This is a genomic window from Nocardiopsis sp. LOL_012 (genome assembly GCF_048060475.1).
GTDB lineage: Bacteria > Actinomycetota > Actinomycetes > Streptosporangiales > Streptosporangiaceae > Nocardiopsis.
This window is the reverse complement of sequence record NZ_JBHMIV010000020.1, coordinates 44,240-70,002: the sequence shown is the minus strand read 5'-3', so window position 1 is coordinate 70,002 and position 25,763 is coordinate 44,240. Positions and strand designations below refer to the sequence as shown.

The window sequence follows — 25,763 nt, the reverse complement described above, 5'->3', positions numbered from 1 at the left end:
GTGAACTTCCGCGTACTGGCGGGGATGCCCAACTCCGCGTCGGAGATGGTGCTCGCCGCGCGCTTCGAGGAACTGGACACGGCCGACCTGGTGGCCACCCGCCCCACCACCTCCACGCTGATCGACGCGGCCGGGGAGTTCCGCGACCTGGACGTGGTCCTCGTCCACCAGGACCTCGGCCCGGCCGCGGTGTTCGACGCGATCCGGGACCTGTCGCACCGCCACCCCCATCTGGCGATCCTGCTGGTGTCGACGACCATGGACCCCGACACCTTCACGGGGGCCATGGAGGCGGGCGCGCGCGGGGTGCTCCCCGAAGACGCCGAAGCCGCCGAACTGGAGACACGCGTGTCCAAGGCGGCCGAGTGGTCACGCACCCTGCGCCGCCACCTGGAGTCGGCCTCCCTGGACCTGCCGGCCTCCTCCGGGGTGCGCGGCCGCCTGGTCACGGTCAACGGCGCCAAGGGCGGTGTGGGCACCACCACCTGCGCGGTCCACCTGGCGATGACGGCGGCCGCGGCGGGACGCGTGGTCTGCCTGGTCGACCTGGACCTACAGACCGGCGACGTGCCCGCCTTCCTCAACGTGCGCCACCGGCGCTCCATCACCGACCTCGTGGACTCGGGGGACGACATCAGCCCCAGCATGCTGGCGGACACCCTCTACGTGGACCCGCGCGGCCCGCACGTGCTGCTCGCACCCGAACACGGGGAGCGCGGTGAGGACGTGGACGCCCGCGCCGTCCGCCGGGTCCTGTCTGCCCTGCGCTCACGGTACGAACTGGTCATCGCCGACTGCGGATCGGCCATGAACGAGGCCACCGCCATGGCCGTGGAGACCGCCGACGCCTCGGTGGTCGCCGTCACCCCCGACGTTCCGGCCATGCGCGGCGCCGGGCGGCTCATGACCATGTGGGAGAGGTTGCAGATCCGATCGCGCGACTCGGTGTTCGCCCTGGTCACCAGGCACAGCCGCAAGAACGAGGTCCAGCCGGACTTCGTGCGGCAACTCCTGGGGACCAAGGTGCTGCGCACCCCCGTCCCGGCCGACTACCGCGCTCTGGAGCCGGGGGAGAACAACGGCGACCCCACCAAGGTCACCGACGAGGCGCTGCGCAAGGCCTTCGGGCGGCTGGCGGCCGAACTGGGTCTGCTGGAGCCGCCCACCGGAAGCGGCGGCAAGGGCGGCTCCGCGCCCTCCGGCCCGGCGGCCTCGCCCTCCACCCACGACATGTCCGGGTTCCTGGACGCCTCCGTGCCCGGCCGCCCAGACGCCTTCCCGGGCGGCCGGGCGGCGGGCTTCGCCCGGGGCGGCCACGCGACCGGAAGCGGAGGGTTCGGTGGCTGAGCCGGCGACCGGGCGCGTCCGTCGGCACCGGCGCCACCGCTCCCCACTCGGTCGCCGGGGGCGCGGACGGGGCGACCGCGGCGGGGTGATCGTGGAGTTCGCGGCGACGCTGCCCTTCCTGGGGCTGGCCCTGGCCCTGGTGTGGCAGGTCCTCCTGCTCGGACTCACCGCCATGTACGCTTCGCACGGCGCCGCCGAGGCCGCACGCCAGGCCGCCGTGACCCCCGACGACATGGAGCGCATCGACGCCGAGGCCCGCAAGCGCGTCCGCGCCCCCTGGGACGGCGAGAACGTGCTCACGGTGGAGATCGTGGACCGCGGCGGCGCGCGCTACGCGCAGGTCACCCTGGCCATGCCGGTGTTCCTGCCCGGGACGGACGGCCCCTGGGACATCACCGCCGAGGCCGTGGTCGTGACCGAGGTCCGGCCGAGGGGGGTTCCCACGTGAGTGAGAGGACCGCCGCGCGGCGGGGCCGACGCGGACACGACTCCGACCGGGGCGGCCCCCTCATGGAGTTCGCGGCCATGTTCCCGTTCCTGCTCCTGGTCTGCGTCATGTCGATCGAGGTGTTCATGACCTTCGTGGCGGCCGAGCGCATGGAGTCGGCCGCCCGTGCCGGGGCGCGCGTGGCCGGGGAACAGTCGAGGCTCGGGGCGCTGCACACCGCGCGCGAATCCCTGCCCTCGTGGATGCAGGACAACGCGTGGATCGTCAGCGGCGACAACGACAGCGGCGGCTACTACGTGGAGATCACCTACTACCTGCCGGTCGTGTTCTCGTCGGTGCCGCTGGACCTGTCGATCACGCGCCGCGTGGACATGCCCCATGTGTGAGGTCGGTGCGGGCCCCGCCGCACGGGGCCGCGAGGGAAGGAGGCGACCGTGGGTCTGAGGGACCGTCTGGAGGAGGACGGCACCGGCGCGGAGCGCGGCGAGCACGGCGGGGTGACCCACTGGCGCCGCCGCCTGCTGGAGGAGATCAACCTGGAGGACCTCACCCGGCTCACCCTGGCGCAGCGCCGGGTGCGGCTGGAGAAGGTCGTCGGGCACATCCTCTCCCGCGAGGGGCCGGTGCTGTCGGACCGTGAGCGGTCGGTACTGATCCGCCGCGTGGTCGACGAGGCCCTGGGGCTGGGTGTGCTGGAGCCGCTGCTGGCCGACGAGACCGTCACCGAGATCATGGTGAACGGCCCCGACCACGTGTTCGTCGAGCGGGCCGGGCGTATGCAGCGCGTGGACGCCACGTTCAACGGCGAGGAGCAGTTGTACCAGACCATCGACCGGATCGTCTCCCTGGTCAACCGCCGGGTGGACGAGTCCTCGCCCATGGTGGACGCGCGCCTGCCCACAGGTGAGCGGGTGAACGTCATCATCCCGCCGCTGTCGCTGTCCGGGCCGGTGCTGACCATCCGCCGCTTCCCCCGGCCCTACCCCGTCGAGGAGCTCGTGCGCAGGGGCAGCCTGGACACGCCCACGGGCCTGCTGCTGGCCGCGATGGTGCGGGCGCGGTTCAACATCGTGGTCTCGGGGGGGACCGGCAGCGGCAAGACGACGTTCCTCAACGCCCTGTCGGCGTTCGTGCCCACCAGCGAGCGCATCGTCACCATCGAGGACTCCGCCGAACTCCAACTGATGCAGGAGCACGTGGTGCGGTTGGAGTCGCGCCCGCCCAACATCGAGGGCCGGGGCGGGATCGCCATCCGCGACCTGGTGCGCAACGCGCTGCGGATGCGCCCGGACCGCATCATCGTCGGCGAGGTGCGCGGGGCGGAGACCATCGACATGCTCCAGGCCATGAACACCGGCCACGATGGTTCGCTGGTCACCGTGCACGCCAACTCCGCCGAGGACGCGATCCACCGGTTGCAGACCCTGGCGACCCTGGGCGAGCAGCACATCCCCTACGAAGCGATCCGCGACCAGATCAACAACGCCGTCGACGCCATCGTGCACCTGGGCCGGTGGCCGGACGGGTCGCGCCGCGTCAACGGCGTCTCCGTGGTCTCCTCCCGCAGGCGCGAGGAGTTCCGGCTGGAGCCGGTGATGTCCTTCGACGCCCTGCCGATGGGCACCCACCGGTCCGTGGAGGGCACCTTCCGCCACCTGCCGCTGCCCCGGCATGTGGCGGGGCGGATCTACCAGGTGGGCGAGACCGTCCCCGCCGCGTTCGGCGTGGCGACCGAGGAGGCACGATGACCTGGCAGATGGCCGCGATCCTGGGTGGGCTGGCCCTCGTGCTCGCCCTGGCGCTGTGGGCGCTGTGGGAGTTCGTGGCCAGTTCCCGGCAGCGGCGGCTCATCGCGGCGCGCAGCGCGCTGGCGGAGGCCGAATACGCCGCTTCCACGCCCTCGGCCCGGCTGGAGGCGGCGATCCACCGCACCGAGTGGGGCGCCCGGCTGCACCGGCGCATCGCGCGCTCGGGCGCGCAGGTGCGGGTGTCCACCTTCGTCCTGGCCCTCGTGGGTTTCTCCCTGCTGGCGGTGGTCGTCGTGTGGCAGGTGCTGGCGCCCTTCTTCGGTCTGCTCGCGGTGGCGGGGGTGGCGTTCCTGTTCTTCTCCTACCTCAACCGGGCCGAGGCCAAGCGGCGCGAGGAGTTCACCGCGCAACTGCCCGACCTGGCGCGGGTTTTGGGCAACGCCACCTCGGCGGGGCTGGCGATGCCGACCGCGGTGGCCATGGCCGCCGAGGAGCTGGACGGGCCCGCCGGTGAGGAGCTGGGCCGGATGGCCGAGTCCATGAAGGTCGGGGCGAGCTTCGAGGAGGCCGTGCGGGAGCTGCGCGAGCGGATGCCCTCCCGGGAGCTGGGCGTGCTGCTGTCGACGCTGGTCGTGGCGTCGCGCTCGGGCGGTTCGCTGGTCACGGCGCTGCGCAACATCTCCACCACGCTGGAGAACCGCAAGGAGACGCGGCGCGAGGTACAGACCGTGCTCAGCGAGACCACGAGCACCGTGTGGGCGCTGGGCTTCATGTCGGTGGGCGCCCTGTTCATGATCAACGCCATCGAACCCGGGATCATGCGGACCATGACCACCTCGGTCGAGGGCATCGCGGTGCTCATGGTGGTGGCGGCGCTGTTCACGATCGGCTTCCTGCTGGTCGCCCGGATCACCAGGATCGACCTGTAGGAGACGACGTGCTGAACTCGATACCCCTGGTGCCGCTGGCCGCGGGCCTGGCCGCCGCCCTGGTGGTACTCCTGGCCTGCTACGGAGTGCACCTGACCACGTCCGGGACCCGGGTCCGGGTGGGCGGCCCGGCCGCACCGCAGCGCAGCGCGCCGGAGCGCACGTTCGTGCTGCACCGGATCACCGAGGCCGTCGGTCGGCCGCTGGCGGGTTCAGTGGTGGCCTCGATGTCCGAACAGCGGCGTGCGTCGATCATGCGGCGGATCGAGGCGGCGGGGCGGCCCGACGGGCTGACCCTCACCCGCTACGTGCGGCGCAGGATCGGCGAGACGGTGATCTACGGCGGAGGCGGCCTGCTGATGCTGTTCTCGGGCAACGCCATGCTCGCGGTGCTGGTCTTCGCGTTCGCGGCACTGACCGACTTCAACCTGTACGTGCAGGGCCAGGAGCGCTCGGACAAGGTGCAGTCGCAACTGCCGGACTTCCTGGACGTGCTCGCGGTGACGGTGAGCGCGGGGCTGTCGTTCCGGGCGTCGCTGGCGCGGGCGGCCGACTCGATGCCGGGTGTGCTGGCCGACGAGTTCAAGCTGGCGCTGCAGCAGATGGAGCTGGGGACCTCCCGCCGGGAGGCCTTCGACATGCTGCGGCGCCGCAACCGCAACGACTCGCTGAGCAAGTTCGTGACCGCCATCCAGCAGGCGGAGGAGCTGGGCGCTCCGCTGGGCGACACCCTGGTGGACATCAGCCAGGACATGCGCCGCGCGGACGCGCAGTACATGCGCCGCAAGGCCCAGCGGATGAACCCCCGGGTGACGATGGTGACGGCGGTGACGCTGCTGCCGGGGCTGCTGCTGCTCATCGTGGGGTCGATGTTCCTGGGCACGGAGGTCGACCTGGGCCTGATCCTGGGCGGGTGAGCCGCGGCGGGGCGGCCACGGCGAGCGGTCAGGGCCACAGGCCGTGACCTGCCGGGTCCCGGACACCTTCACGTAAGTTAAATATGGTGACATGTCGGATACCGCCGTGTGTGGTGCCGACTCTGCGGGTCCCTGCCCCGGCCCCGACACAGGCGCCCCCTTGGCCCTTGCCGCCCCTCCCGCAAGGAGTACCCGTGAAAACCAGCCTCCGTATCGCGGGCCGCTACCGGCTCGACGAGCTCATCGCCACCGGCGGCATGAGCGCGGTCTGGCGAGGCCACGACACCCGGTTGGACCGGGCGGTCGCGGTGAAGCTGCTGAAGGACACCGCCTTCCAGGACAACCGCCAGGCCAGGGAACGGTTCGAGCGCGAGGCCCAGGCCGCCGCCCGGCTGAACGGGCACGGGTTCGCGGCCGTCTACGACCGCGGCGAGGACACCGTGGGCCCCGACCACGTCGCCTACCTGGTGATGGAACTGGTCGAGGGCGAGTCACTGGCGGCCCTGATCGAACGCCGCGAGAAGCTGCCCCCCGCCCGGGTCATGGAGATCACCGCCTCGGTGGCCACGGCCCTGGAGACCGTCCACTCCGAAGGCATCGTGCACCGCGACATCAAACCGGCCAACATCCTCATCGAGCGAAACGGCACGGTCAAGCTCGTCGATTTCGGCATCGCCCGGATCAGCGGCACCGCCTCGCTGACCTCCACCGGCACGGTCCTGGGCACCCCCGTCTACGCTTCCCCGGAGCAGCTCACCCTCGAGGAGGTCACCGGGCTCGCCGACGTCTACTCCCTGGGCGTGGTGGCCTACCACGCCCTGGCCGGGAAACCGCCCTTCACCACCGACGACCACTACCGGCTGCTCTCGGACCACGTCTCGTCCCCGCCGCCCCCGCTGCCCAGCGACGTACCGGAACAGGTCGCGACCGTGGTGATGCGGGCGCTGGCCAAGGATCCGCGAGAGCGGTGGGGGTCGGCGGAGGAACTGGCCGCCGCCTGCCGAACGGCCGCCGCGGGCCGGACCGACCCGCCGAACACGCGAAGACCCGTGGCGCTGCCCGTCGCGCTGCTGGCGTCCTGCCTCGCCGTCCTGCTGCTGTCGGCCTCCCTCCTGCTGTGGTCACCGTGGTCGGAGGCCAACGGGGGCGAGTCCGCCCAGGGACCCGCCGGCTCCGGTTCCCAGGCCACCGCGCCGAGCCGGGACGGATCGGAGCCGACGTCCGGGTCAGCGACGGACACCGACGACCGGCCCGGGCACCGGGCCGCGGACCCCGGCGGCTCCTCCGGCACACAGGACGCCCCCGGCACCGACCCCTCCCCCACGGACCCGGCGGCCTCCCCCGGAGGCGGCACGGACCCCGGACCGGACCCGTCCCCCGCCGACCCGGACCAGACGCCCCAGCCGACCGACGGAACCGTCCCCGACATGGTCGGCATGACCACCTTCCAGGCCCTACAGGCCCTGCGGGGTCAGGGGTTCGGCGAGGTCTCCGGCGAACACCGCGCACCAGGGCTGCTCAACCTGCTCCTCGCCCCCGCCACCTGCGAGGTGGAGTCACAGAGTCCGGCCGCCGGAACGACGGCCGGACTCGGCGACCCGGTGGTGCTCACCTACTACGCGCCCAGCGCCGACGAGGACTGCGGCCTGTAGCGTTCGCTCGGCGCCCTCAAGCGGCGGGCGAGAACGGGATCGCCGACAGGACCGGGAACAGCTCCGTCTCCTCGTAGTCCAGGTGTGCCTCCGTCCCCGGCCGGAGAGCGCCCCCTGGTAAGCCGCCTGTCCGGGGAAGAGCGGCCGGGAACCGGAACGAACGGGGAACGAACACCTGAGGAACGCGCCGTGGCGGGGTGCGGCGCCCCTGAAGGCGCCACACCCCGCCACGGGTCACGGAAGCGGTGGCGACGTCAGGCCGGGGCCCCGATCGAGTACCCGATGGCGTAGGTGTCGGTCTCCTCGGCGGTGGGGTTCCCGTTCTCGTCAGCGGGCATCACGATGAGGATGACCTCCCACTCGTCGTTCTCGAAGGTGTGGGTGCCGCCGACCTCCTCCTGGTTCTCCTCCGTCTTGGTGAAGCCGTTGGCTTCGAAGTCGGCGAGCATGGCGTCCTTGTCCTCCAAGGAGACGCCGAACACGTTCACGGCGTAGACCTCACCCTCGGCGGGGTCGGAGATCGCCTGGAGCTCGTACCCCTCGGGGACGGGGATCTCCTCGGGCCAGTCCTCGGGCAACTGGTCCTGGGCCTCGACGGCGTCCTGGGCCTGCTCGGAGGACTCGGCTTCGGTCTGCTCTGCGGGCACCTCCGCCGGTTCATCGGAACAGGCGGTCAGCGCGGACAGGGAGAGCAGGACCGCGGCGAGCACGGCAGGGATGCGGGGCATGGGGGGTGGCCTTCCTGTGGGTGGTCGCGTCGGCCCACGGGCACCGTCCTGGGGCCGTGCGGACCGACTCCGCGAAGGGGTGCCAAGTCTTCTGAAAAGGGACTCAGGCGTCAATAGCCACCCATATCAGGGGAATCACCAGAGATCACGCCTGCACCGATACGCCCGATTTCTCACGGACTCAGAACCAGAAGATACCCGATTCCTGCATAGCCGAACAGAATACCGGAGCAAAAAGGGTGGAGCGGGGACGCCCCCGTAATCGGCCCCCGCCCCTCGCCCCCTATTGTGCCGGATAACAACTGGAGACGTGCACCTTTCCTGAAAGAGAACACCCAGGGATGCGGAAGCCACTTGACCCTCACCCCCACACCGACCACCGTGTGAGAAAAACGGACAGACACCCATGATGACCAGTACAAAGAGACGATCCACCATGCCTCCCCTCCCCACCTTGACCGCAGCACCAAACACGGGCAGGCGACACGCCCGGTTTCCACCTTTATGACGGCGCGCCATCCCTCAGTAAAACGAACTAAAGCGAAGAAGAGGCCAGTCCATTCCCATCCTCCCTCAAGGAGCGCTTCCCGAGAAATCCAGAAAAACTACCCCCGGCCTCCCACACTCTCCATTACCCAACACTGTTCATACAGACGAACCCACTCGGTCACCTTTCCGATGAAAACGTTTGACGACCCCCATCCCCTCCTCTCGGGACCCCCGCCCCGATCCGCGCACCAACCGCCCTGGCCGCGGCCGGTTCCGGCCATACGTGCGCACTGACAACGCACCGGCCGTGACCTACGCTGGCGAGGACGGCGCCCGACCACGGCTACCGTCCGGCCGCGGCCGGGCGCCGCCGTACAGCCTCCCGAGGTCCGGTGCGCCCGTCCGCCGACGGCCGCACCGGATGTGGACAGTTGTCCGACTCACGGGTAACTTCTTAGTTCGATCACTATCGAACTCACGAGTGTGCGCGCCCCGGGGGACGGGCCGCCCGCTCGACGCAGAACCCGGGGGAAAGCCGCCATGTCCGACATCGCGCTGTCCGTACTCGACCACGCCACCATCGTCGAGGGCTCCGACCCGGGCGAGTCCCTCCGGTCGGCCAGGGAACTCGCCCAGAACCTGGAGGCCTGGGGCTACACCCGGTTCTGGCTCTCCGAGCACCACAACATGCGCGCCGTGGCCAGCGCCGCCACCTCCGTCGCCCTCGGGTTCATCGCCGAGGGCACCTCCACGATCCGCGTCGGCTCGGGCGGCGTCATGCTCCCCAACCACGCCCCCCTCGTGATCGCGGAGCAGTTCGGCACCCTCGCCTCCCTCTACCCCGGTCGTATCGACCTGGGCCTGGGCCGCGCGCCCGGAACCGACCCCCGCACCATGCGCGCGCTGCGCCGCGACTCGGCCTCGGCCTCGACCTTTCCCGCCGACGTCCAGGAACTCCAGGCCTACTTCGCACCCGCCCAGCCCGGCCAGGCCGTCCGCGCGGTCCCCGGCGAGGGCCTGCGCGTACCGCTGTGGATCCTCGGCTCCAGCCTGTTCGGCGCCCAGCTCGCCGCGCACCTGGGCCTGCCCTACGCCTTCGCGTCGCACTTCGCCCCCCAGGCCCTGTACGAGGCCCTGGCGGAGTACCGTTCGGGGTTCCAGCCCTCCGAGCAGCTCGGCCGGCCGCACGCGATGGCGGGTATCAACGTGGTGGTCGCCGACACCGACGCCGAGGCCCGCCGCCTGTTCACCTCACAGCAGCAGAGCTTCGCCGGGATCGTGCGCGGTGGACAGCGCGGCCTGCTCCCGCCGCCCATCGACAGCATGGACACCTTCTGGCGCCCCGGTGAGAAGGAGCGCGTGGACACCACACTCCGCTACTCCTTCGTGGGCTCGCCCGAGACCGTCAAGGCGAAGATCGAGCAGTTCCTCGCCGACACCGGCGCCGACGAGCTGATGGTCTCCTCGATGATCCACGACAAGAAGGCGCGACTGCACTCCTACGAGGCCCTGGCCGACATGTTCGATCTCAAGGGCCCCGGCGTCGACCTGCACTGACCGGCGCTCAGCGCACGGCCGACGTCGGGGCGGCGGCGATGCCGGCCCCGACGTCGGCGAACCCCCGCCCCCAGCCGTCGACCCCCGCGTACGGTGCGCCCCGGCGGGGCCCGAACGGGCCCTGGCAGACCTCCGCGAACCGGTGGACGGCGCCGAGGGCACAGGTTTCGGAGGGGGCCGCGGCCATGTCCTGTGCCGCGGCCTCACGGGAACGGCTCCAAGGGGAGGCCGCGAGCCTCAGCGCCCGGAAACCGGCCAGGGCCGTGTGGCGCAGCGCGTGGTCGGTGTCCATCGTCTCCGATGCCGGATAGCGCTCGGCGCTCTCCGCCAGCACGGCGTCCCCGGCCGGGGTGTTCACCGACGGGCGCAGCCCCCCGGACAGGCCCAGCGCCAGGCGGGTGAACGCGACGACGGCACCGGTGGTGATGCCGCCGGTGAGGAGCGCCGTACCCCAGCCGCCCGAGGCCACCGCCGAGACGTCCAGACAGAACCCGGTGACCACGGCCACCAGGGCGACGGCGAACAGGCGCAGGAACACACCGCGCAAGCGTGCCCGTGCGGCCAGCGAGGCCCGCAGCTCAGGGGAGTCCACGATGAGCCGGCGCGCGTGGAGCTGGGACCGCACGCGGTCGATCCCCCGGCTGGCGACCGCGTGGCGCATCAGCTCGCGCCCGCCGATCGCGGCCCGGCCGCGGAACGCCCGGACGATGTCGCGGCGGATCTTCTCCTTCTCCGATGTTCGGGGCTCGTCCGGCCCGACGAGGGCGAGGAAGCCGTCGCGGGTGGGCGCGCAGACCCGGCCGTGCAGGCGGGCCTCCATGAGCGCGACCTCGGCGGTGCGCACGGCGCCCCCGGCCAGGTAGCCGAGGTGCAGGGGGGTGAGGTCCTCCGGCGGAGAGGGTCTGGAGGACTCGGGGACCCTCGTGCGCGCGAGCCTGAGCGCCTCGGCGCTGCGGAGCACGGTGACCAGGGGCGGAACGGTGATGACCAGGGCCAGAGCGAGGGCGGCGAGGAGGGGGAACAGACTGTCCATGTGCCTTCTTCCGGGGGGATCAGGGGAATCAGGGTCTGTCGCACGGGCGGGCTCTGGTTGCGCTCTCGCCGTGGAGAGAGGACCGGACCGGAGCACGGGGGCCGGGGGCGGCGCCTCGTGCAGTGTGGATTCCCCCGAAGAGACCGTTACTCACCCCTGGAAGCGGAGTTTCGGTCAGCGGCGGGGTGGTGAGGGTGTGACGCACCGCTTTGACCCGAACGCTGTCAGCCACAGTCAGGATTCGCATTCAACGTATTCTTCCATGCTCTCTTCATAATCCCTGCGGGTACTATAATCATTCTCATACAAGAGAAGATATTCGTCAGCAAATTCCGAACCAGGCCCAACCCCTCCACGCCATGTAACATCATTCACCTTTATAGAGTCACTGATGACCTGATGAACTTCCGAACCACACGGGCGACCGCCCTCCCCAATTTTCCATTTCCCGGAATCTACTATAAATAAACACCACCGCCTTCCACGAGCGCGCCAGCTTCTACAAGAATTTCATATCCATCGAAGTCTAGATTATCCATCGACTCGGATTCATAGAGTTCTTTAATATTTTCGATACCGTACTGAATCTGAGGCTCCAGATCATCTTAGATCGGCTTCGATCAACTCGGTAAACTCCGTGGCGGTCGTGTTCGCTACAGCGTTATAGCTGGTAGAACGGCCACAGATGTTGGAGTACAGGCCGCCGAAGACTTGAACCTGGTTCTGCAAAGCAGCCACGGTTACCGGGCACACCTGGATCGACAGTTGGTAGTCACTCCTTGGAGGCGGAGCCGTCCTTGAATCATCCGGGGGATGTCAGGCGGGCAAGGAGGATCATTCAGACCGGTTCGTTCACCGGTCGGTTGATGACCGGTTCGGTCGTCGAGCTGAAATCGGTAGCAGACTCACTGTCGGTCTGCGCGCCTTCGGAGGCCGCCGCCTGGATGTTCTCTACGAGAATGCGAGCCTGCTCCTGAACATCGAACATGTGATCTTCCTGGGTAGCACCAAAGTTCGTCCAGTCGGACTGGCTGAGCCCGGGTCCATGCGCCATGAGCGAAGCGATGTCCTCCACCGCCTCGTTCCAGTCCTCAGGAAGACCGAGTATCCGCGAAGCCGCAGTGAGGGCAGCATCGCCGCCTCTGAAGGGTCCATACCGGCCAACAAAACCACACTCCTGAACCTAGAATCCATGGAGCAGCAACTTCCGAAGCGGGTACCGGCAACGCTGCCATAGCTCAACGGGGTGGACATGAGTGCAACACGTGGAGCCTCATGCCGTCATCACGGGGGTACAAGACAGCACCATAGGGCACCCAGACCCACAAAAGAGCGGCCACAGGTCCCGAAAGACGACACCGGCGTGGCCACTTCCGGCCCCACCGGTGATCCCCCTGATCCGCCCGCCCCACCGCACCGTCGAGGTTCGCCCCAAGACGAAAATCAACGCCCACCTTCGCCGCAGAACCAACCTCGACCCCACAACAACAAACCCCGCCCCCACCGCAGGGTCACCCCCCGCCGCCACCTCCACCGTCAGCACCGCCCCCACCGCCGCCGGAGTCACCGCCGCCCCCGAACCAGCCACTGCTGTCGAAGCCCCCACCGCCACCGATGCCCCCGACGGGTCCGGCCCCCGCACCGGACCCCGAGCCCACCGGCCCCACACCCGAATCCGGCCCAGCACCGACCGGCTCCGTGCCGCCCTGGCAGGCCCGCGCGAACCCGGCCAGATCCTCCAGACCGCACATCGGTGCGCCCCCGTCGGCCCCGCCGACCGCCCCGTCGCCGTGGGCGTACACGGGATGGGCCGCGGCCCCTGGCGCCCGGCGGGTGTACAGCCCGCGCAGGCCGGTGACCGCCACATGGCGCTGCGCCTGCTCGTGCGTCATGGTCTCCGCCGCCGGGTACCACCCCTGTGCCCGCGCCACCAGGTCCGCCCCCGCCCGGGTGTTGACCGTGGGACGCGCCCCGCCGGTCAGGGCGAGCACCAGATAGGCCGCCACGGCCAGAAGACCCAGGAACAGACCGGCCACGACCACCGCCGGAGCCCACCCGAACCCGCTCATGCCCGCGGCGATACCGGCGGTCGCGGCCCCCGCAGCCACCACGTAGACCGCCACCGTCCACCCCTGGAGGGCGGACCGCCGTGCCAGCAGCCCGTCGAGTGCGGGTGTGTGGGCGATGAGCCCGCGCCCCACCAGCGAGGACCGGACCACATCCACGGCCTCTCCGGCCGCCGTCCGGCGCACCAGCTCACTGCCCCGCGCACCCGCACTGGCCTGGACGGTCTCGACGACGGAGCGCTGAAGGCCGTCCTGCTCCGGCCCACCCGGGTTCAGCGGGTCGCCCAGGACGAAGAACCCCCTCCCGTCCTGATTGCGGATACGTCCGCTGAGGAAGGCGCCCATCACCGCAACCTCGGCGGCCCGTTCGCGCCCACCGGCCAGGTAGCCCAGCTCCGCCGGACTGACGTCCCCGGGCTCCAGCGTGAACAGCACCGGGGGGACCGCTCTCATCACGGATCTGTAGGCGGCGCTGTTGCGGATCACGGTGGCCAGGAGGAAGCCGCCGATGAGGAGTGCCGCGGCCAAGGCCACGGCCAGATAGACCGTGCTGTTGTCCACTGCGCCGCCTTTCCTATGGGGGGTCAGGGGTTGGCTACCGGGAGACGGTCACCCGGATGGTGATTCAACACCATACGGTGGGATTTCGCCGGACCGGACTTGGTTCGGTCCGGTCTGGCGCTTCGTTCGTCCGGTGTCCGGCTGGCCCGTCCGGTGCCGACCGAATCCCCCGCGAGAACGGGGTTATCCACAGCCGCCCATGGCGCGCAGAGGGGCACACATGCGATCATGGTGACTCATCGAGCACCCATCGTTACCCCCTGGATGGCAGCAGCCGTGACCGAACCCCTCGGGTGTCCGCTACCCGACCCAGGTGGACACGCGTCCCACCCGATACGGGGAACGCGGGCCGGGCGGACGTGGATGCGGCCGGGCCAGCGGACGGCGATGGTGCGTGGCCACATCCGGCCAGGGGGAGAGCCGGAAGCCTTACGGATACTGGATAGTGGACCCCAACGGGGGTATACGCCCCCCGTGTGCCCCCGACCGTTCTCCCCGCACAGCCCCGCGCCCCCGCGACGCGGCCACGACCACGCGCACTCACCCGACCTCCCCCACAAGGAGCCTGCGGACATGAGCATCCTGACCAAGGCCCGTGCCTACCTCTCCCCGACCCCCGCCCACAAGAAGGACGACCAAGGCGCCAGCATCACCGAATACGGCGCGTTGCTGCTGTTGGTAGCCTTGATCGCCACCGCAGTTCTTACAGCAGGGATAAACACAGACATCAGTGGAGGTATATCCAATATCGTCGGCGAAATCTTCGATGGAGAAGCCGATAATAACTAGTCAACCCCTCCAATACACGATCCAAAGAATGCCAGTGAATCTCCCCTCCCATAGACCCAGGCCGAAGAAAAGAAAGCTTCTCTTGGGCTCATGCGCAATTTTATTTTCGCTTCTCACCTCCAGCTGCGTAGTAAGCCCTAGCGAAGAAACGCAAACCACAGGAAACCTCGAAGAAGATTCAAGCTCCGCTTCATCTTCACCCCCAGGATCGCTCCCAGCAGAGGAAGAGGTCATAGCGAGCAGTCTAACATCGTCCACAGAACTTGGGAGCAGTTTCCAAATTGACATCGTTGCTTTGGAGCGCCTCCAGAATGACGTAATTAGACTTCGATTTAATATCGAAAATAAATCTCCCCAAAGTTTTCTACTAAATGATGGGCTAGCAGAGACAGAGAAAGGAGATATGTACACGACTGGCGCATTAACACTCATCGACACAATTAACCAGAAACGCTACATAAGTTATGATGCAAATGATGGGTCATGCGTGTGTCACACCCTAGAAGGGTCCATTCGGGAAGGCGGAAATAAATCCGCATGGGTAGTGTTCCCTGCACCACCAAGCAATATTGATCAAATGACTGTCGTCACACCGCTCACTCCCCCGATGTTCGATGTCCCCATCAGCGAGTCAACAGAGATACTAGAAGATGTGAATCTAGCTGATCCCGTCATATTGGATCTCACCATGATTTCCGATGACCTTGAAGAGAACACAGGGCGGACGGAAGACGAAGATGAAATTAGCATCATCCTTTCCTCGGATGTACTGTTTGCAACGAACAGCTCGGACCTGAACCTCGAATCTCAGGACATTCTTGAACAGGTCGCGGTTGAAATCAGCGATGCAAATTCCACAGTTGTAAAGGTAGATGGCTACACTGATAATACCGGCACCGACTCTATCAACAATCCACTATCGCTCAAGCGAGCAGAAACGGTCGAGGCCACTCTCTCCGAGTTGATCACCCGAGACGGCGTCTCTTTTGAAGTAAACGGCCATGGATCCAAAGACCCTATTGCCGATAACTCAACCCCTGAAGGGCAAGAGAGAAACCGGCGAGTCACCATTACATTCGAGAAATAGAAGAAGCCAAAATGAGGAAATCAGCACCCAGGATGGGGGTCCTCGCCCTAGCAGCCATCCTCCTCTTCAACACGTCATCCACCACAGCAGCCTCTGAACTCGAATACCTCGGGGAGTCTCCCGGAAATACCAGACCATCATCTGATTCAATCGCTTATGTACACACAGCAGAGCGAAACGAAGCAGAAAACTTTCTGTCCATCACTTGGAGTATTAAAAATCAAGGCGACAGGAGCATCAGCATCAGTTGGGCCGCAAACCCTTACTACACATACTCCGGACCATATTACTCTGGAGTCACTATTTCAGATAGTGCATCGAACCGTTTCCACCCTGTCATGGATGGAACTGGCGCTTGCTTGTGCGCAGGCAACACTTCGAGTGACTTCAGAGGGCGCGTTCGAGAGAACGAGCAAATCTACTACTGGTCGCTCTACTCTGTTCCTGCGGATGTTGACACTGTGACTGTCGAGATCCCTGGCTTTGAGCCGATCGAGGACATTCCCATCTCCTGAGGCCCCCACGTGACGACTGGAGGCACGTTGCCCACCCCCCACAGCCCGCGGCTCGGGGACTCCCGCCGACCGACGCCCACCCGGCCGTCGCGGAAGCCCGGCGACCGCACCAGGCCGCCGCGCGTGCGAAATCACCGGTCCCCCCTCCCCCGCTTCCTCGATCGCCTACGCCCCGCGCAGCGGTCCGACAGTGACAGCGGCGCGGCCTTCACCGAGATCGCCGCTGTCACCATTCTCGTCGGCATGATCCTCCTGGCCGTCTACCAGTCCCAGGTGAGCCAGACCTTCAACGACGCCGTCCGGGAGATGGTCTGCCTGGTCGAAGGCCCCGAGTGCGGCGGCGAGACCTGGACGGAGGTCGAGCGCCCACCCGAGCCGGAGGCCTACGAGTGGAACGCCATGAACTCCAACACCGCCGACAACCAGGGCATCGGCATGGCCATCGCCCACAACTACGGCTGGTCGGACCAGGAGTGGAACTGTCTGGACGACCTGTGGACCAGCACCTCCAACTGGGACCACACGCTCGTCGACCCCGACACCGGAGCGGTCGGCATCGTGGGCTTCCTCTCCGCTGAACACGGGGACATGCCCTCCGGGTTCGCCGAGAGCGCGCGGGCACAGATCAACTGGGGTATCGACTACATCGACCAGACCTACGGCTCCCCCTGCGGCGCGTGGTCCCAGTGGCAGGCCACCCGCACGTACTGACCGCTCCGGCGCCGGGAAGCACCGACACTCAGGCTGCCACGAGCATGCGGCTCCCGCTCGCGAACCGTGGTGGCGCCGCTGGCTCGGCCGGCTTGGCGGCAGACCGCCTGGTGGTGTACTCACGCCACAGTTCCAGAAGGAGTCCGTCGATGTGCCGTGCCTCGACGAGTCCGCTCCGGGTCACCGCCCAGTAGGACTGGGTCGCCTCCCCGAAGTACACGATGCAGCCCGGATACCTCACCTGGATGGCGGCGGCCCGGGTGTGCTCACGGGCGAACTCGGCGCGTCGGCCGCCGCTCAGGCGCTGTCGGGCCGCGCGGCGGGTCCGGCACGAGGGGTGCGCGCAGGCCGAGCAGGCCGGTTCGGTGAGCGGCCCCGCACTTTGGGTGAGGCGAATCTGTCGAACGTCTGCGGGCTTGCGGGGTGCGGGGATAGGGTGAGTCATCAGAATCCTGGTCCTTTCTTGATCACGGCTATGAGGTAGGGGTTCAGGGGGTGGAGGGTGTCGGGCATCACCTTCCACCCCCGTCTTCCCACCTCACACTCACGATCGAAGGTCAGTCTCGGTCGTGGTGCGGGGCCGGTCAGCCGTTCCACTGACTCCCGGCGAGGTCGAAGGCCAGGTAGAACCAGACGCTGCTGTAGTGGGCGTTGCCGTTGTCGCCCCAGTCGGTGGAGAGCGCGTCCAGCAGGGCCAGCCCCCGACCGGATTCGGCGGCCAGGTCGAGAGCGTCCGGTTCCGGCGCGAGGGGCGCGTCCCGCTCGCACAGCCCACCCCGGTCCCGACAGGTCAGGTGCAGGCCGGTGCGGTGCCGGTGGGCCAGGAGGGTATAGGTGCCGCCGAGGCGACCGGAGAGCGAGTCGGGTAGCCCCGGCGCATTGCTGCGCCAGGGCCCCCTCAGAACCGGACGCGCCAGTTTCCCGGCATCCGGCTCAAGCAGATCTCTTGGGACCACGGAATCGGCCCGCTGAGTTCCTGCGGCCTTGAGTAACCAACCCACGACGACAGGAATCATGCACAAGGCTGGTGAGGTTCTTGTCCGCTAAGCTCGACCCCCTGTAATGCGTGAGGTACCCGACCGCTATCGCTTTACGAGAGATCACCAGCCACCACCGTTCCCATTCCCTTGGTGGGCGCAGGATGTCCCAGTTCTTGAGCTGGGCGATGGCCCGCTCACCAGGTGAGCGGAGCCTGGCGTGGTCGGAGTTGGCGTCCTTCTTCCACTGCGGCTTGCCCCTGCCCTTGAACGGGCAGGACACCACCTCCGAGAGCCCTACGTACCCCTTGTCGCCCAGACCGAGCAGCCCCGCGGCGGCGATGCGCTCGGCGATCCTCCACACCCGTGCGGCTCTGGTGTCGTGCACCGATCCGAGCAGCGACCACGAGGTCCACAGGGGCTCACCGTCCGGGGCCGCGACGACCTGGATGTTCATGCCGTGCCGCTTGTGCTTGCCCGAGTAGAACGGGTGGTCGGCTCCCACGCGGTCGCAGGCGATCAAGGCGGGCGTCGACGATCACGTAGGCCCGCCCTTTCCGGTGCGCGCGGCGTAGGCCCTGCTCCAGGGCGGGGGCCTGCTGGGCGAGCAGGGCCGTGGTCTCAGGCACGTACCGCCAGGCGGTCGTGGTTCCCACTCCGAAACCGGCCGCGACCCGGGCGAACGGCTCGCCCTTGTACAGGTGGACCAGCACGAGCGGGGCCTGCTGAGCCGGGGCCAGACGCCGCCACCGGGATCGGCTGTTCTTGCGGTGGGTGCGGATGGTGCGGGCGGCCAGGTTCAGAGTCCGGCGTGACAACGGCAGCGCGGCAGGATAGAACAGCATCAGAGCCCTTGGTGTGGCAGGTTTTCTTGGTCGTTAACCCACCTACCAGGGGCTTCTTGCTGTCAGGGGCGGTTCCGCGTAGTCGGTGCGAGCCTGTGACCTGCGTCTTCAGGATGAGAAAGGCTCACTACTGAGTTTTTCGTTAGTTGTGTGGGGTTGGAGAATGGACCGCCAACCCGGTATGAGCAAGGAAGGACCAGGGGAGACGATCGTCTTCGCAGACCCGATTGATGCCTCGTTCGGCTGCGTCGGCGACGTCGGCCAGGTGGTCACCGGCCATGTTGGCCAACTCCCGGGCCTTGATGGACGACCACAGCATCTCCACGGGGTTGAGCTCGGGGGCATAGGCAGGCAACCGCTCCAGCGTGAGCCAGTCCTGACCCTCCACCCAGGCGCGCATGGCCCTGCTCCAGTGCGCGCTCAGCCCATCCCAGACCAACACCACGTTTTCGCCTTCGTAGAAGGCTTTGAGCTGTTCGAGCACCCCGATGAGGGCCTCGGTGCCATATCTGCCCGGACGCAGGCCGAAGCACAACCGGGCCCCACGCCCAGCGTCGGCGGCGTGGTAGCCCAACGCGGCGGCCATCGACGCCCGCTTCCAGTTCAACCGGTGGACCATGATGGGGGCGTGGCCGCGGGGTGCGTCGGTGCGGCGCACCTGGGGCAGCAGCGAGACGCCCGATTCGTCGAGAAAGACGATCCATGCCCGGTTTCTCAAAGCCCCCTCTCGATACGCCGACCAGGCGGAACTCCACCCCCTCGACCGGTGTGCCGATCGACCCGGGCCGCCGCTTGCCGGGGGTGTTGATGGAGGCCAGCGGCGAGGTCTCCGACAGGCCGTAGCCCTCCAGGACCACGCAGCCGAAGGCCTCCTCGAAGGCGGACATGACCTCGACCGGCATGGCCGCGCCGCCGGAGACGCACGGGCGCAGCGGGGAGAGGCCGTAGTCGCCGCGCTCGGGGTGGTTGACCAGCGCCACGTACATGGTGGGCACGCCCTCGAACACGGTGGCCCGGTCGCGCACCAGCACCTCCAGCGCGTCGGCGGGGTCGAAGCGCGGCAGCAGGGTCAGGCAGGCACCGACCGCGATCGCGGCGTTGAGCCCGGCGGTCTGGCCGAACACGTGGAACAGCGGCAGACCGCCGAAGAGCACGTCCTCCTCGGTGAAGTCGAACATCCGCACCACGAGTTCGACGTTGCGGACGAGGTTGGCGTGGGTGAGTTCGGCGCCCTTGGGCTGCCCGGTGGTGCCGGAGGTGTACAGGATGACGGCGGTGTCGTCGTCGGCGCGCTCGGCCATGCCGCCCACCGGATCCGCCCCGGCCAGCAGCCCCATGAACCCGGTGGGCTCGACCACGGTGCACGCGGCTCCGGCACGCTCGGCCCCGGCTTCGGCCTCGTCCCGGAAGCCCTCCCAGACGAAGAGGGTCCCGCGCCGGAGTCGCGCAGGTGGTACTCCACCTCGCGCCCCTTGAGCAGCGGGTTCATCGGCACCACGATCGCGCCGAGCCGCAGGGCGGCGTAGTACAGCACCGCGAAGTGCGGCACGTTCGGCAGCATGAGCGCCACCCGGTCGCCGGGACGCACGCCCTGCCGGGTGAGCAGCCCGGCGCCCTGTTCGGTGAGGGAGGCCAACTGTGCGTAGGTCAGCACCGTGTCGTCGAGCTTGACCGCCGACCACCCCGGCCGGCCGGGGTGGTCGGCGGCGCGGGCGAGGTTCTGCGCGAGGTTCGCCGTGGGGCGAACCTCGGCGGGGCGGAGGGGGCCTCCGGGGGGCACGGAGGCGGCGCGGGTACGGTATTGCCCACTGGTGCCTGCCGGTCTCCGCCGACCAGGCGGGCCGGGCCGCCGCAACGGAGCGAGGGACAGGCATGGAACCCGCCTTCATCGTGGCCGCGTTCGCCGGAGGGCTCGGTGCCCTGGCGCTGCGGCTACCGCCCCTGGTCGGGTTCCTGGCCGCGGGGTTCGTCCTCAACGCCCTGGGCTACACGTCGACCCCGACGCTGGAGACCGCGGCCGACCTGGGTGTCACCCTGCTGCTGTTCACCATCGGCCTGAAGCTGGACGTGCGGTCCCTGCTGCGCCACCAGGTGTGGGGTGCCGCCACCGTCCACATGGTCCTCTCCACAGTGTTCGTCGCGCTGTTCGTCGGGGCGCTGAAGTTCACCGGGCTGGCGATGGCTGTGGAGGCCGGATGGCCGACGCTGCTCCTGCTGGGGTTCGCGCTGTCCTTCTCCAGCACGGTGTTCGCGGTGAAGGCCCTGGAGGCGCGCAGCGAGTCCGGGTCGTTCTACGGCCGTCTGGCGATCGGGGTGCTCATCGCCCAGGACGTGTTCGCGGTGGTGTTCCTGTCCGCCTCCTCGGGTCATCCGCCCAGCCCGTGGGCCGCGGGGCTGCTCCTGCTGATCCCGGCGGCTCCGCTGCTGCGGCTGCTGCTGGACCGGATCGGGTACGGGGAGATGCAGGTGCTCTTCGGGGTGGCCGCGGCGCTCGTGGCGGGCCACGCCCTGTTCGAGCTGGTGGGGGTGAAGGGCGATCTGGGGGCTCTGGTCGTGGGGCTGCTGCTGGGGCCCTCCGCCAACGCCGCGCCCCTGGCCAAGACGCTGCTTTCGGTGAAGGACCTGCTGCTGGTGGGGTTCTTCCTGAGCATCGGACTCACGGCCCTGCCCGATGCCGGGTCGCTGCTGGCGGGGCTGCTCCTGCTGCTCGTGCCGTTGAAGGGGGCCCTGTTCACGGCGTTGTTCCTGGGCCTGCGACTGCGCGGGCGCACCTCCCTGCTGGCGGGGATGACCCTGAGCAACTTCTCCGAATTCGGGCTCATCGTCGCCGCCCTGGCCGCGTCGCAGGGGTGGCTCTCCGAGGACTGGCTGGTGGCGCTGGCGCTGGCCGTGGCGCTGAGCTTCGCCCTGTCGGCGCCGCTGAACGCCGCCGGCGAGCGGGTGTACCGCAGGGTCGGGCCGTGGCTGGCCCGTCACGAGCGCACCGGCCAGCCGGAGGGTGACCGGCCCATCCATGTCGGCGGGGCCCGCGCGGTGGTGCTGGGCATGGGCCGTGTGGGGCGGGGCGCCTACGAGCGGTTGGTGCGGGAGTACGCCGTGCCGACCGTGGGGGTGGAGCACGATCCGGTGACCGTGCGGCGGCTGCGGCTCCTGGGGTACCGGGTGGTGGAGGGCGACGCCACCGATCCCGATTTCTGGGAGCGGCTGAACCTGGATCCGAAGGTGTGGCTGGTGGTGCTGGCCATGCCCCACCAGCGGGGCAACCTGGCGGCGCTGGACCAACTGCACGGCGACGGCCTGCGCGCCATGATCGCCGGGGTGGTCACCCGCGAGGAGGAGATCGGGGAGCTGCGGGAGCGGGGCGCCGACGTGGTGTTCCACCTGTACGGCGAGGCGGGGCGTGCCCTGGTCGACGACGCGGTGGACCGCCTGGACGACTGATCCGGGGCCCGTCCGCGCGGACGGGCCGGTCGCCTCAGGGTGTCCCCGCGCGCCAGCGGACGTGTTCGGGGACGACGTCGTCGACCCACCAGTCCAGGTCGGAGTCGACGGCCACGACGCCCTCCAGCTCGTGGACCCTGCGGATCACGGCCTGGGCGTCACTGCGGCGCTCGACGGTTCCCGACAGCCGCACCACCCCGTCCTCGACGATCGCGGCGGGCTCCCGGGCGCGCGGTGCGCGCAGGGTGTCGGTGATCTCCTCCCGGGCGTCCACGGCGATGTCCTCGTCGTCGCGCAGGAACACCGACAGCAGGTCGCAGCGGCTCACGACGCCGACCAGCGTCCCCTGGCCGTCGACGACCGGCAGCCGCTTGACCCCGTGCTTCTCCATCAGCCGGGCCGCGCCGGCCACGGTCTCCTCCGGGGACACCGTGACGGCGGGTGCGGTCATCAGCCCCGACGCCGCCCTGGCACCCGCCTTGTCCTGGGCGTGTCCGCCCGTGCCGAGGCGGGCCCGCAGCCGGGTGCGCAGGGGTTGCCCGTACTCGTCCTCGCCGGTGAACTCCTCCTTGTGGAGCAGGTCCTCCTCGGAGACCACGCCCACCACCCGGTTGCGGTCGTCGACCACGGGCAGGGCGCTCACCCGGTTGTGGACGAGCAGGCGGACGATCTCCCGGTAGCCCGTCTCCCCGGTGGCCGTGACGACCCCGGCCGTCATGACCTCGCGCACGGTGTTCATCACGGGCTCCTCTCTGACGGGGTACCAGTGGCCGGTGCGGACGTGTCCGGGACACCTGCCGCTCCGCGTCTTCTTCCAGGATGAGCGGGTTCGTGCCCCCTGTCCAGGCCGGGAGGGTGTCCGCACGGGCCTCCCATGTGGCGGCGGAGGCCCCGCACGGCACGGAACAGCGCACGGTCCGACCACCGGGAGTTTCGTGCTCTGCCTTCCGAGCGTCTTCGGCGACCGGATCGGAGAGGGATGCCGCCCGGCCACGGCACAGGGCGCTGCGATGCGGGGAGCGGCTCTCCCGGAGGGCCGCAAAGGTCCCACAGGGGGCGGCAAACCTTTTCCCACCAGGCTCATATGTCGCATTTATACGTAAATACCCTCCATAACCTGAAGCTTCGTCCGTGACATCCCGACGGGGCGGGAGAGCAGCGCGCGGAAAGCAGGGGGCAGCGTGAAGATCGCCTATCTCATCAACGACATGTACGGCATCGGGGGCACGGTCCGCACGGTCGCCAACCAGACGGCGGCGCTGTCCGCGCGCCACGAGGTGGAGATCGTCTCGGTCTTCCAGCACCGCGCCGACCCCCTCCTGCCCGTACCCCCCCAGGTGAAACTGCGTTCACTGGTCGACGTGCGCCGCGTCCCCGAGGGCACCAGCGCCGGGGTGGGCGGCAGGCCCCTGTACGAGGGCTCCCCGAAGGCCGGCCTGCCGCCCACGCTGTTCCCGGTGGAGGACACCCGCGGCGCCACGCACAGCCGTCTCACCGACGAACGGCTGGAGGAGTACCTCGCCACCACCGACGCCGACGTGGTCGTGGGCACCCGGCCCGGCCTGAACGTGGCCATCGCGCGCGCCGCCCCCGACCACGTCGTCGCGGTCGGCCAGGAGCACCTCACCTTCGAGCAGCACTCCCTGCCCCTGCGCAGGGTCATGGAGATGGAGTACCCCAATCTGGACGCCTTCGTGACGGTGACCGAGGCCGACGCGCGCACCTACACCGCCCGCATGCCCCTGCCGGGGGTCGAGGTGCTGTCCATCCCGAACTCGGTCCCCGCGCCGGCCTTCACCGCCGACGGCCACGGCTCGCGCACCATCGTCTCCGCTGGCCGGCTGGCCCCCAGCAAACGCCACGACCTGCTCATCCAGGCCTTCTCCATGGTGGCTGAGGAGTTTCCCGACTGGACCCTGCGCATCTACGGACGCGGCAGCATGCGCGGAACACTCGACCGGCTCGTGGGCTCGCTGGGGCTGGAGGACCGGGTGTGGCTCATGGGGCCGCACCCACACGTGGAGGAGGCGTGGGCCCAGGGCGAGTTCGCGGCCGTGACCTCCAGCGAGGAGCCGTTCGGCATGACGATCGTGGAGGCGATGCGCTCAGGGCTGCCGGTGGTGAGCACCAACTGCCCGCACGGCCCCGCCGCGATCATCCGGCACGGCGAGGACGGGCTGCTCGTGCCCAACAAGTCCGTCAGGGGGATCGCCGAAGGGCTGGCCCTGCTCATGGCAGACGAGCCCCTGCGGCAGCGGATGTCCGAGGCGGCGCTGGCCGACTCCGAGCGCTACGACCCCGCCACCGTGGTGCGCCAGCACGAACGGCTGTTCGCCGACCTGGCCGGGGCACGGGTGCCCGCCGTTCCGCCCGTGCCCGTCCCCCGTCCCGAACCGCCGCCCTCCTGCAAGGTGTGGGCCAGCGCGGAGGACGGGCTGGCGGTGCTGTGGTTCCCCCACCCCCCGGACCGGATCGTGCTCGCGCACGGCGGGGAGCGCGTCGGGCTGGTGCCCGACGGGCGCGGCGAGGTGCCCGTGGACGCCCGGAGGCTGGACCTGGCGGCGCGGACGTGGGAGGTGCTGCGCGTGGACGGCGGTCGCGAACGCGCCGTCGCCGACGTGGAGATCCACCAGGAGGGGTACCCGCTGTCGGCCGAGGCGGAGGTTCCGGCGGCGCTGGTGCTGCCCTCCCGTTCGACGCGGGGGCAGCTGGTGCTGCACGTGCGGCGTCTGGAGCGCCACGCCGAGGTGGAGCACGTGGAGGTCGCAGACGACCTGATCACCGTCCAGGGCCGGATCCTTCGGCATCCGGGCGCCGACCCGAGGGCGCGCCTGCTGGTACGGCACAAGGAGGTGCCGCGCCAGGTGCGCGGCTTCTCCGCCCCTGTCACGGCCGACGGGCACTTCACCGCGGTGGTCGACCCCGAGGACGTGGTCGGCGACCGGCCGGGCGACCCCGAGAAGTGGGAGCTGCGCCTGGGCCTGTCGAACGGATCGGAGCACCCGTTGGGCCGCCACTTGACCGGGGTGACGGGGTACAAGCGGATCATCGGGTACCCGTCGCTGCACGTGACGAGCGAGCGGGGCTACGGGGCCCGGCTGCGGCCCTACTACACGGTCAACGACCGGCTGGGACTGCTCTCGGAGCCCGCCGCGCCGATCCTGGGGGTGAACGAGGCCCGGGCGGTCCTGCGCGGACGCCGCCGTGAACGGGTGCGGATCGACGTTCGGCTGGACACCAAGCCGCCGGAGAACATGGAGTACTCGGTGGAGGTGGTGTGGGGATCCGGCACGGGTCGGCGCTTCCCGCTGCACGAGGTGCCCCCGGTGGGGCTCGGCGGACGGCTGGTCGGGGAGCTGCCACTGCTCGAATACGAGGACCAGGGGGGCCGCGGGACGGTACGGGCCACATGGCGGCTGCGGCTGCTGATGGGGCCGCCCGGAGGCCTGGGGCGGGTGGGCGCCGTGGCCGTCCCCCAGCACACCTCCCGCACGTGGCGCCGGGGCCCCTACGTGCGGTCGGTGACCGCGGGGCCGTGGGCGGACGGGGACCTGAAGGTGACCGTGGCCGACGTGCACATGGCCGACGCGGTACGGCGGCGCCTGGCCTGAGCCGGGGCGCTCGACGTCCTCATCGCGCGACCGCAGCGGTACGGCACCGGCGGGGCCCTCGCGGTCCTCATCGAGCGGCTCCGCGCCGGTCACCTGCTCGATCTCCTCGCGCGGTCCCTGTTCGGCGGCGGCAACGTATCCGATGACCGTGCCGGGCCGAGGCCCGGGGCCGACGGGCGAGCCGGTCCCCACCGCCGCCCCGTGACCGCTCTCCCCCACCCCGCACGGCGGTTGCTTCAAACGCCGGAGCACCTACGGAAAGCCGTGCGCGGACCCGCGCGCTCCGGAGCCGCACGGGCGGCCGGAGCGTTC

22 protein-coding genes and 3 pseudogenes are annotated in these 25,763 nt (G+C 69.3%); 14 read left to right on the top strand and 11 right to left on the bottom strand.

Annotated features, from left to right (window positions below; all coding sequences use genetic code 11):
- From ACFHWE_RS14735 to ACFHWE_RS14705, 7 genes are all read left to right on the top strand, one after another.
- Positions 1-1,347: an AAA family ATPase gene (locus ACFHWE_RS14735; protein ID WP_416602107.1), complete on the top strand. Its 1,347-nt coding sequence runs from the start codon at positions 1-3 to the stop codon at positions 1,345-1,347.
- A 91-nt stretch (positions 1,348-1,438) separates the two neighbouring features.
- Entirely contained in the window at positions 1,439-1,795 is a 357-nt protein-coding gene (locus ACFHWE_RS14730) for a pilus assembly protein (protein WP_416602174.1), read from the top strand.
- Positions 1,792-2,181: a TadE/TadG family type IV pilus assembly protein gene (locus tag ACFHWE_RS14725; RefSeq protein ID WP_416602105.1), complete on the top strand. Its 390-nt coding sequence runs from the start codon at positions 1,792-1,794 to the stop codon at positions 2,179-2,181. The genes ACFHWE_RS14730 and ACFHWE_RS14725 overlap by 4 nt, the downstream gene beginning before the upstream one ends.
- 48 nt (positions 2,182-2,229) lie before the next feature.
- On the top strand, positions 2,230-3,543 hold the full coding sequence (locus ACFHWE_RS14720; RefSeq protein ID WP_416602103.1) for a CpaF family protein: 1,314 nt from the start codon (positions 2,230-2,232) through the stop codon (positions 3,541-3,543).
- The gene (locus ACFHWE_RS14715) at positions 3,540-4,472 is read left to right on the top strand and encodes a type II secretion system F family protein (protein WP_416602101.1); all 933 of its coding nucleotides are present in this window, start codon (positions 3,540-3,542) and stop codon (positions 4,470-4,472) included. Before ACFHWE_RS14720 ends, ACFHWE_RS14715 begins: the two co-directional genes overlap by 4 nt.
- 11 nt (positions 4,473-4,483) lie before the next feature.
- On the top strand, positions 4,484-5,389 hold the full coding sequence (locus tag ACFHWE_RS14710; RefSeq protein WP_416602172.1) for a type II secretion system F family protein: 906 nt from the start codon (positions 4,484-4,486) through the stop codon (positions 5,387-5,389).
- Between the two features lie 194 nt (positions 5,390-5,583).
- Entirely contained in the window at positions 5,584-7,041 is a 1,458-nt protein-coding gene (locus ACFHWE_RS14705) for a protein kinase domain-containing protein (RefSeq protein WP_416602099.1), read from the top strand.
- Positions 7,042-7,295: 254 nt separating this feature from the next.
- On the opposite strand, the gene ACFHWE_RS14700 is transcribed toward ACFHWE_RS14705, so the two are convergent.
- Positions 7,296-7,769 carry a hypothetical protein gene (locus ACFHWE_RS14700; RefSeq protein ID WP_416602097.1) on the bottom strand — a complete coding sequence of 158 codons (474 nt, stop codon included), beginning with the start codon at positions 7,767-7,769 and terminating at the stop codon, positions 7,296-7,298.
- A gap of 1,029 nt (positions 7,770-8,798) precedes the next feature.
- Here ACFHWE_RS14700 and ACFHWE_RS14695 point away from each other — a divergent pair.
- The gene (locus ACFHWE_RS14695; protein ID WP_416602095.1) at positions 8,799-9,815 is read left to right on the top strand and encodes an LLM class flavin-dependent oxidoreductase; all 1,017 of its coding nucleotides are present in this window, start codon (positions 8,799-8,801) and stop codon (positions 9,813-9,815) included.
- 7 nt (positions 9,816-9,822) lie between these two features.
- On the opposite strand, the gene ACFHWE_RS14690 is transcribed toward ACFHWE_RS14695, so the two are convergent.
- The 3 genes from ACFHWE_RS14690 to ACFHWE_RS14680 form a co-directional block, all read right to left on the bottom strand.
- The gene (locus tag ACFHWE_RS14690; RefSeq protein WP_416602092.1) at positions 9,823-10,848 is read right to left on the bottom strand and encodes a TIGR04222 domain-containing membrane protein; all 1,026 of its coding nucleotides are present in this window, start codon (positions 10,846-10,848) and stop codon (positions 9,823-9,825) included.
- Between the two features lie 838 nt (positions 10,849-11,686).
- The gene (locus ACFHWE_RS14685) at positions 11,687-11,923 is read right to left on the bottom strand and encodes a hypothetical protein (protein WP_416602090.1); all 237 of its coding nucleotides are present in this window, start codon (positions 11,921-11,923) and stop codon (positions 11,687-11,689) included.
- A 436-nt stretch (positions 11,924-12,359) separates the two neighbouring features.
- The gene (locus ACFHWE_RS14680; RefSeq protein WP_416602088.1) at positions 12,360-13,475 is read right to left on the bottom strand and encodes a TIGR04222 domain-containing membrane protein; all 1,116 of its coding nucleotides are present in this window, start codon (positions 13,473-13,475) and stop codon (positions 12,360-12,362) included.
- Between the two features lie 573 nt (positions 13,476-14,048).
- On the opposite strand from ACFHWE_RS14680, the gene ACFHWE_RS14675 reads away from it, so the two are divergent.
- The 4 genes from ACFHWE_RS14675 to ACFHWE_RS14660 all read left to right on the top strand — a co-directional run bounded on the left by ACFHWE_RS14675 (position 14,049) and on the right by ACFHWE_RS14660 (position 16,577).
- Positions 14,049-14,264, top strand: a complete 216-nt coding sequence (locus ACFHWE_RS14675; protein ID WP_416602086.1) for a hypothetical protein — start codon at positions 14,049-14,051, stop codon at positions 14,262-14,264.
- Between the two features lie 28 nt (positions 14,265-14,292).
- Positions 14,293-15,351, top strand: a complete 1,059-nt coding sequence (locus tag ACFHWE_RS14670) for an OmpA family protein (protein WP_416602084.1) — start codon at positions 14,293-14,295, stop codon at positions 15,349-15,351.
- 11 nt (positions 15,352-15,362) lie between these two features.
- Positions 15,363-15,866, top strand: a complete 504-nt coding sequence (locus ACFHWE_RS14665) for a hypothetical protein (RefSeq protein ID WP_416602082.1) — start codon at positions 15,363-15,365, stop codon at positions 15,864-15,866.
- Positions 15,867-15,989: 123 nt separating this feature from the next.
- Positions 15,990-16,577 (top strand): hypothetical protein, encoded by a 588-nt coding sequence (locus ACFHWE_RS14660; protein WP_416602080.1) that lies wholly within the window; start codon positions 15,990-15,992, stop codon positions 16,575-16,577.
- 28 nt (positions 16,578-16,605) lie between these two features.
- On the opposite strand, the gene ACFHWE_RS14655 is transcribed toward ACFHWE_RS14660, so the two are convergent.
- The 6 genes and pseudogenes from ACFHWE_RS14655 to ACFHWE_RS14630 form a co-directional block, all read right to left on the bottom strand.
- Positions 16,606-17,022, bottom strand: coding sequence for a hypothetical protein (locus ACFHWE_RS14655; protein ID WP_416602077.1), 417 nt, complete (start codon positions 17,020-17,022; stop codon positions 16,606-16,608).
- Positions 17,023-17,161: 139 nt separating this feature from the next.
- Positions 17,162-17,533: an ATP-binding protein gene (locus tag ACFHWE_RS14650; RefSeq protein ID WP_416602075.1), complete on the bottom strand. Its 372-nt coding sequence runs from the start codon at positions 17,531-17,533 to the stop codon at positions 17,162-17,164.
- A gap of 91 nt (positions 17,534-17,624) precedes the next feature.
- Positions 17,625-18,399: pseudogene (locus ACFHWE_RS14645) on the bottom strand (transposase family protein); the annotation flags it as partial.
- Positions 18,400-18,541: 142 nt separating this feature from the next.
- A complete protein-coding gene (locus ACFHWE_RS14640; protein ID WP_416602169.1) occupies positions 18,542-19,057 on the bottom strand; it encodes a transposase in 516 nt (171 codons plus the stop codon).
- Positions 19,058-19,130: 73 nt separating this feature from the next.
- A pseudogene (locus ACFHWE_RS14635) lies at positions 19,131-19,700 on the bottom strand (AMP-binding protein); the annotation flags it as partial.
- Positions 19,701-19,843: 143 nt separating this feature from the next.
- Positions 19,844-20,179: pseudogene (locus ACFHWE_RS14630) on the bottom strand (AMP-binding protein); the annotation flags it as partial.
- A gap of 92 nt (positions 20,180-20,271) precedes the next feature.
- Between ACFHWE_RS14630 and ACFHWE_RS14625 the strand changes: the two are divergent.
- Entirely contained in the window at positions 20,272-21,840 is a 1,569-nt protein-coding gene (locus ACFHWE_RS14625; protein WP_416602073.1) for a cation:proton antiporter, read from the top strand.
- A 34-nt stretch (positions 21,841-21,874) separates the two neighbouring features.
- Here the strand turns inward: ACFHWE_RS14625 and ACFHWE_RS14620 are convergent, their stop codons facing one another.
- The gene (locus ACFHWE_RS14620; RefSeq protein WP_416602071.1) at positions 21,875-22,579 is read right to left on the bottom strand and encodes a CBS domain-containing protein; all 705 of its coding nucleotides are present in this window, start codon (positions 22,577-22,579) and stop codon (positions 21,875-21,877) included.
- A gap of 442 nt (positions 22,580-23,021) precedes the next feature.
- Between ACFHWE_RS14620 and ACFHWE_RS14615 the strand changes: the two genes are divergently transcribed.
- Positions 23,022-25,451, top strand: a complete 2,430-nt coding sequence (locus ACFHWE_RS14615) for a glycosyltransferase family 4 protein (RefSeq protein ID WP_416602069.1) — start codon at positions 23,022-23,024, stop codon at positions 25,449-25,451.
- The last annotated feature ends 312 nt before the right edge of the window (positions 25,452-25,763 follow it).

Coding starts and splice junctions, on each gene's coding strand:
- ACFHWE_RS14715 (WP_416602101.1), top strand. CDS start 3,540: ATGACCTGGCAGATGGCCGCGATCCTGGGTGGGCTGGCCCTCGTGCTC.
- ACFHWE_RS14700 (WP_416602097.1), bottom strand. CDS start 7,769: ATGCCCCGCATCCCTGCCGTGCTCGCCGCGGTCCTGCTCTCCCTGTCC.
- ACFHWE_RS14695 (WP_416602095.1), top strand. CDS start 8,799: ATGTCCGACATCGCGCTGTCCGTACTCGACCACGCCACCATCGTCGAG.
- ACFHWE_RS14690 (WP_416602092.1), bottom strand. CDS start 10,848: ATGGACAGTCTGTTCCCCCTCCTCGCCGCCCTCGCTCTGGCCCTGGTC.
- ACFHWE_RS14675 (WP_416602086.1), top strand. CDS start 14,049: ATGAGCATCCTGACCAAGGCCCGTGCCTACCTCTCCCCGACCCCCGCC.
- ACFHWE_RS14670 (WP_416602084.1), top strand. CDS start 14,293: ATGCCAGTGAATCTCCCCTCCCATAGACCCAGGCCGAAGAAAAGAAAG.
- ACFHWE_RS14665 (WP_416602082.1), top strand. CDS start 15,363: ATGAGGAAATCAGCACCCAGGATGGGGGTCCTCGCCCTAGCAGCCATC.
- ACFHWE_RS14655 (WP_416602077.1), bottom strand. CDS start 17,022: ATGACTCACCCTATCCCCGCACCCCGCAAGCCCGCAGACGTTCGACAG.
- ACFHWE_RS14625 (WP_416602073.1), top strand. CDS start 20,272: ATGGAACCCGCCTTCATCGTGGCCGCGTTCGCCGGAGGGCTCGGTGCC.
- ACFHWE_RS14620 (WP_416602071.1), bottom strand. CDS start 22,579: ATGAACACCGTGCGCGAGGTCATGACGGCCGGGGTCGTCACGGCCACC.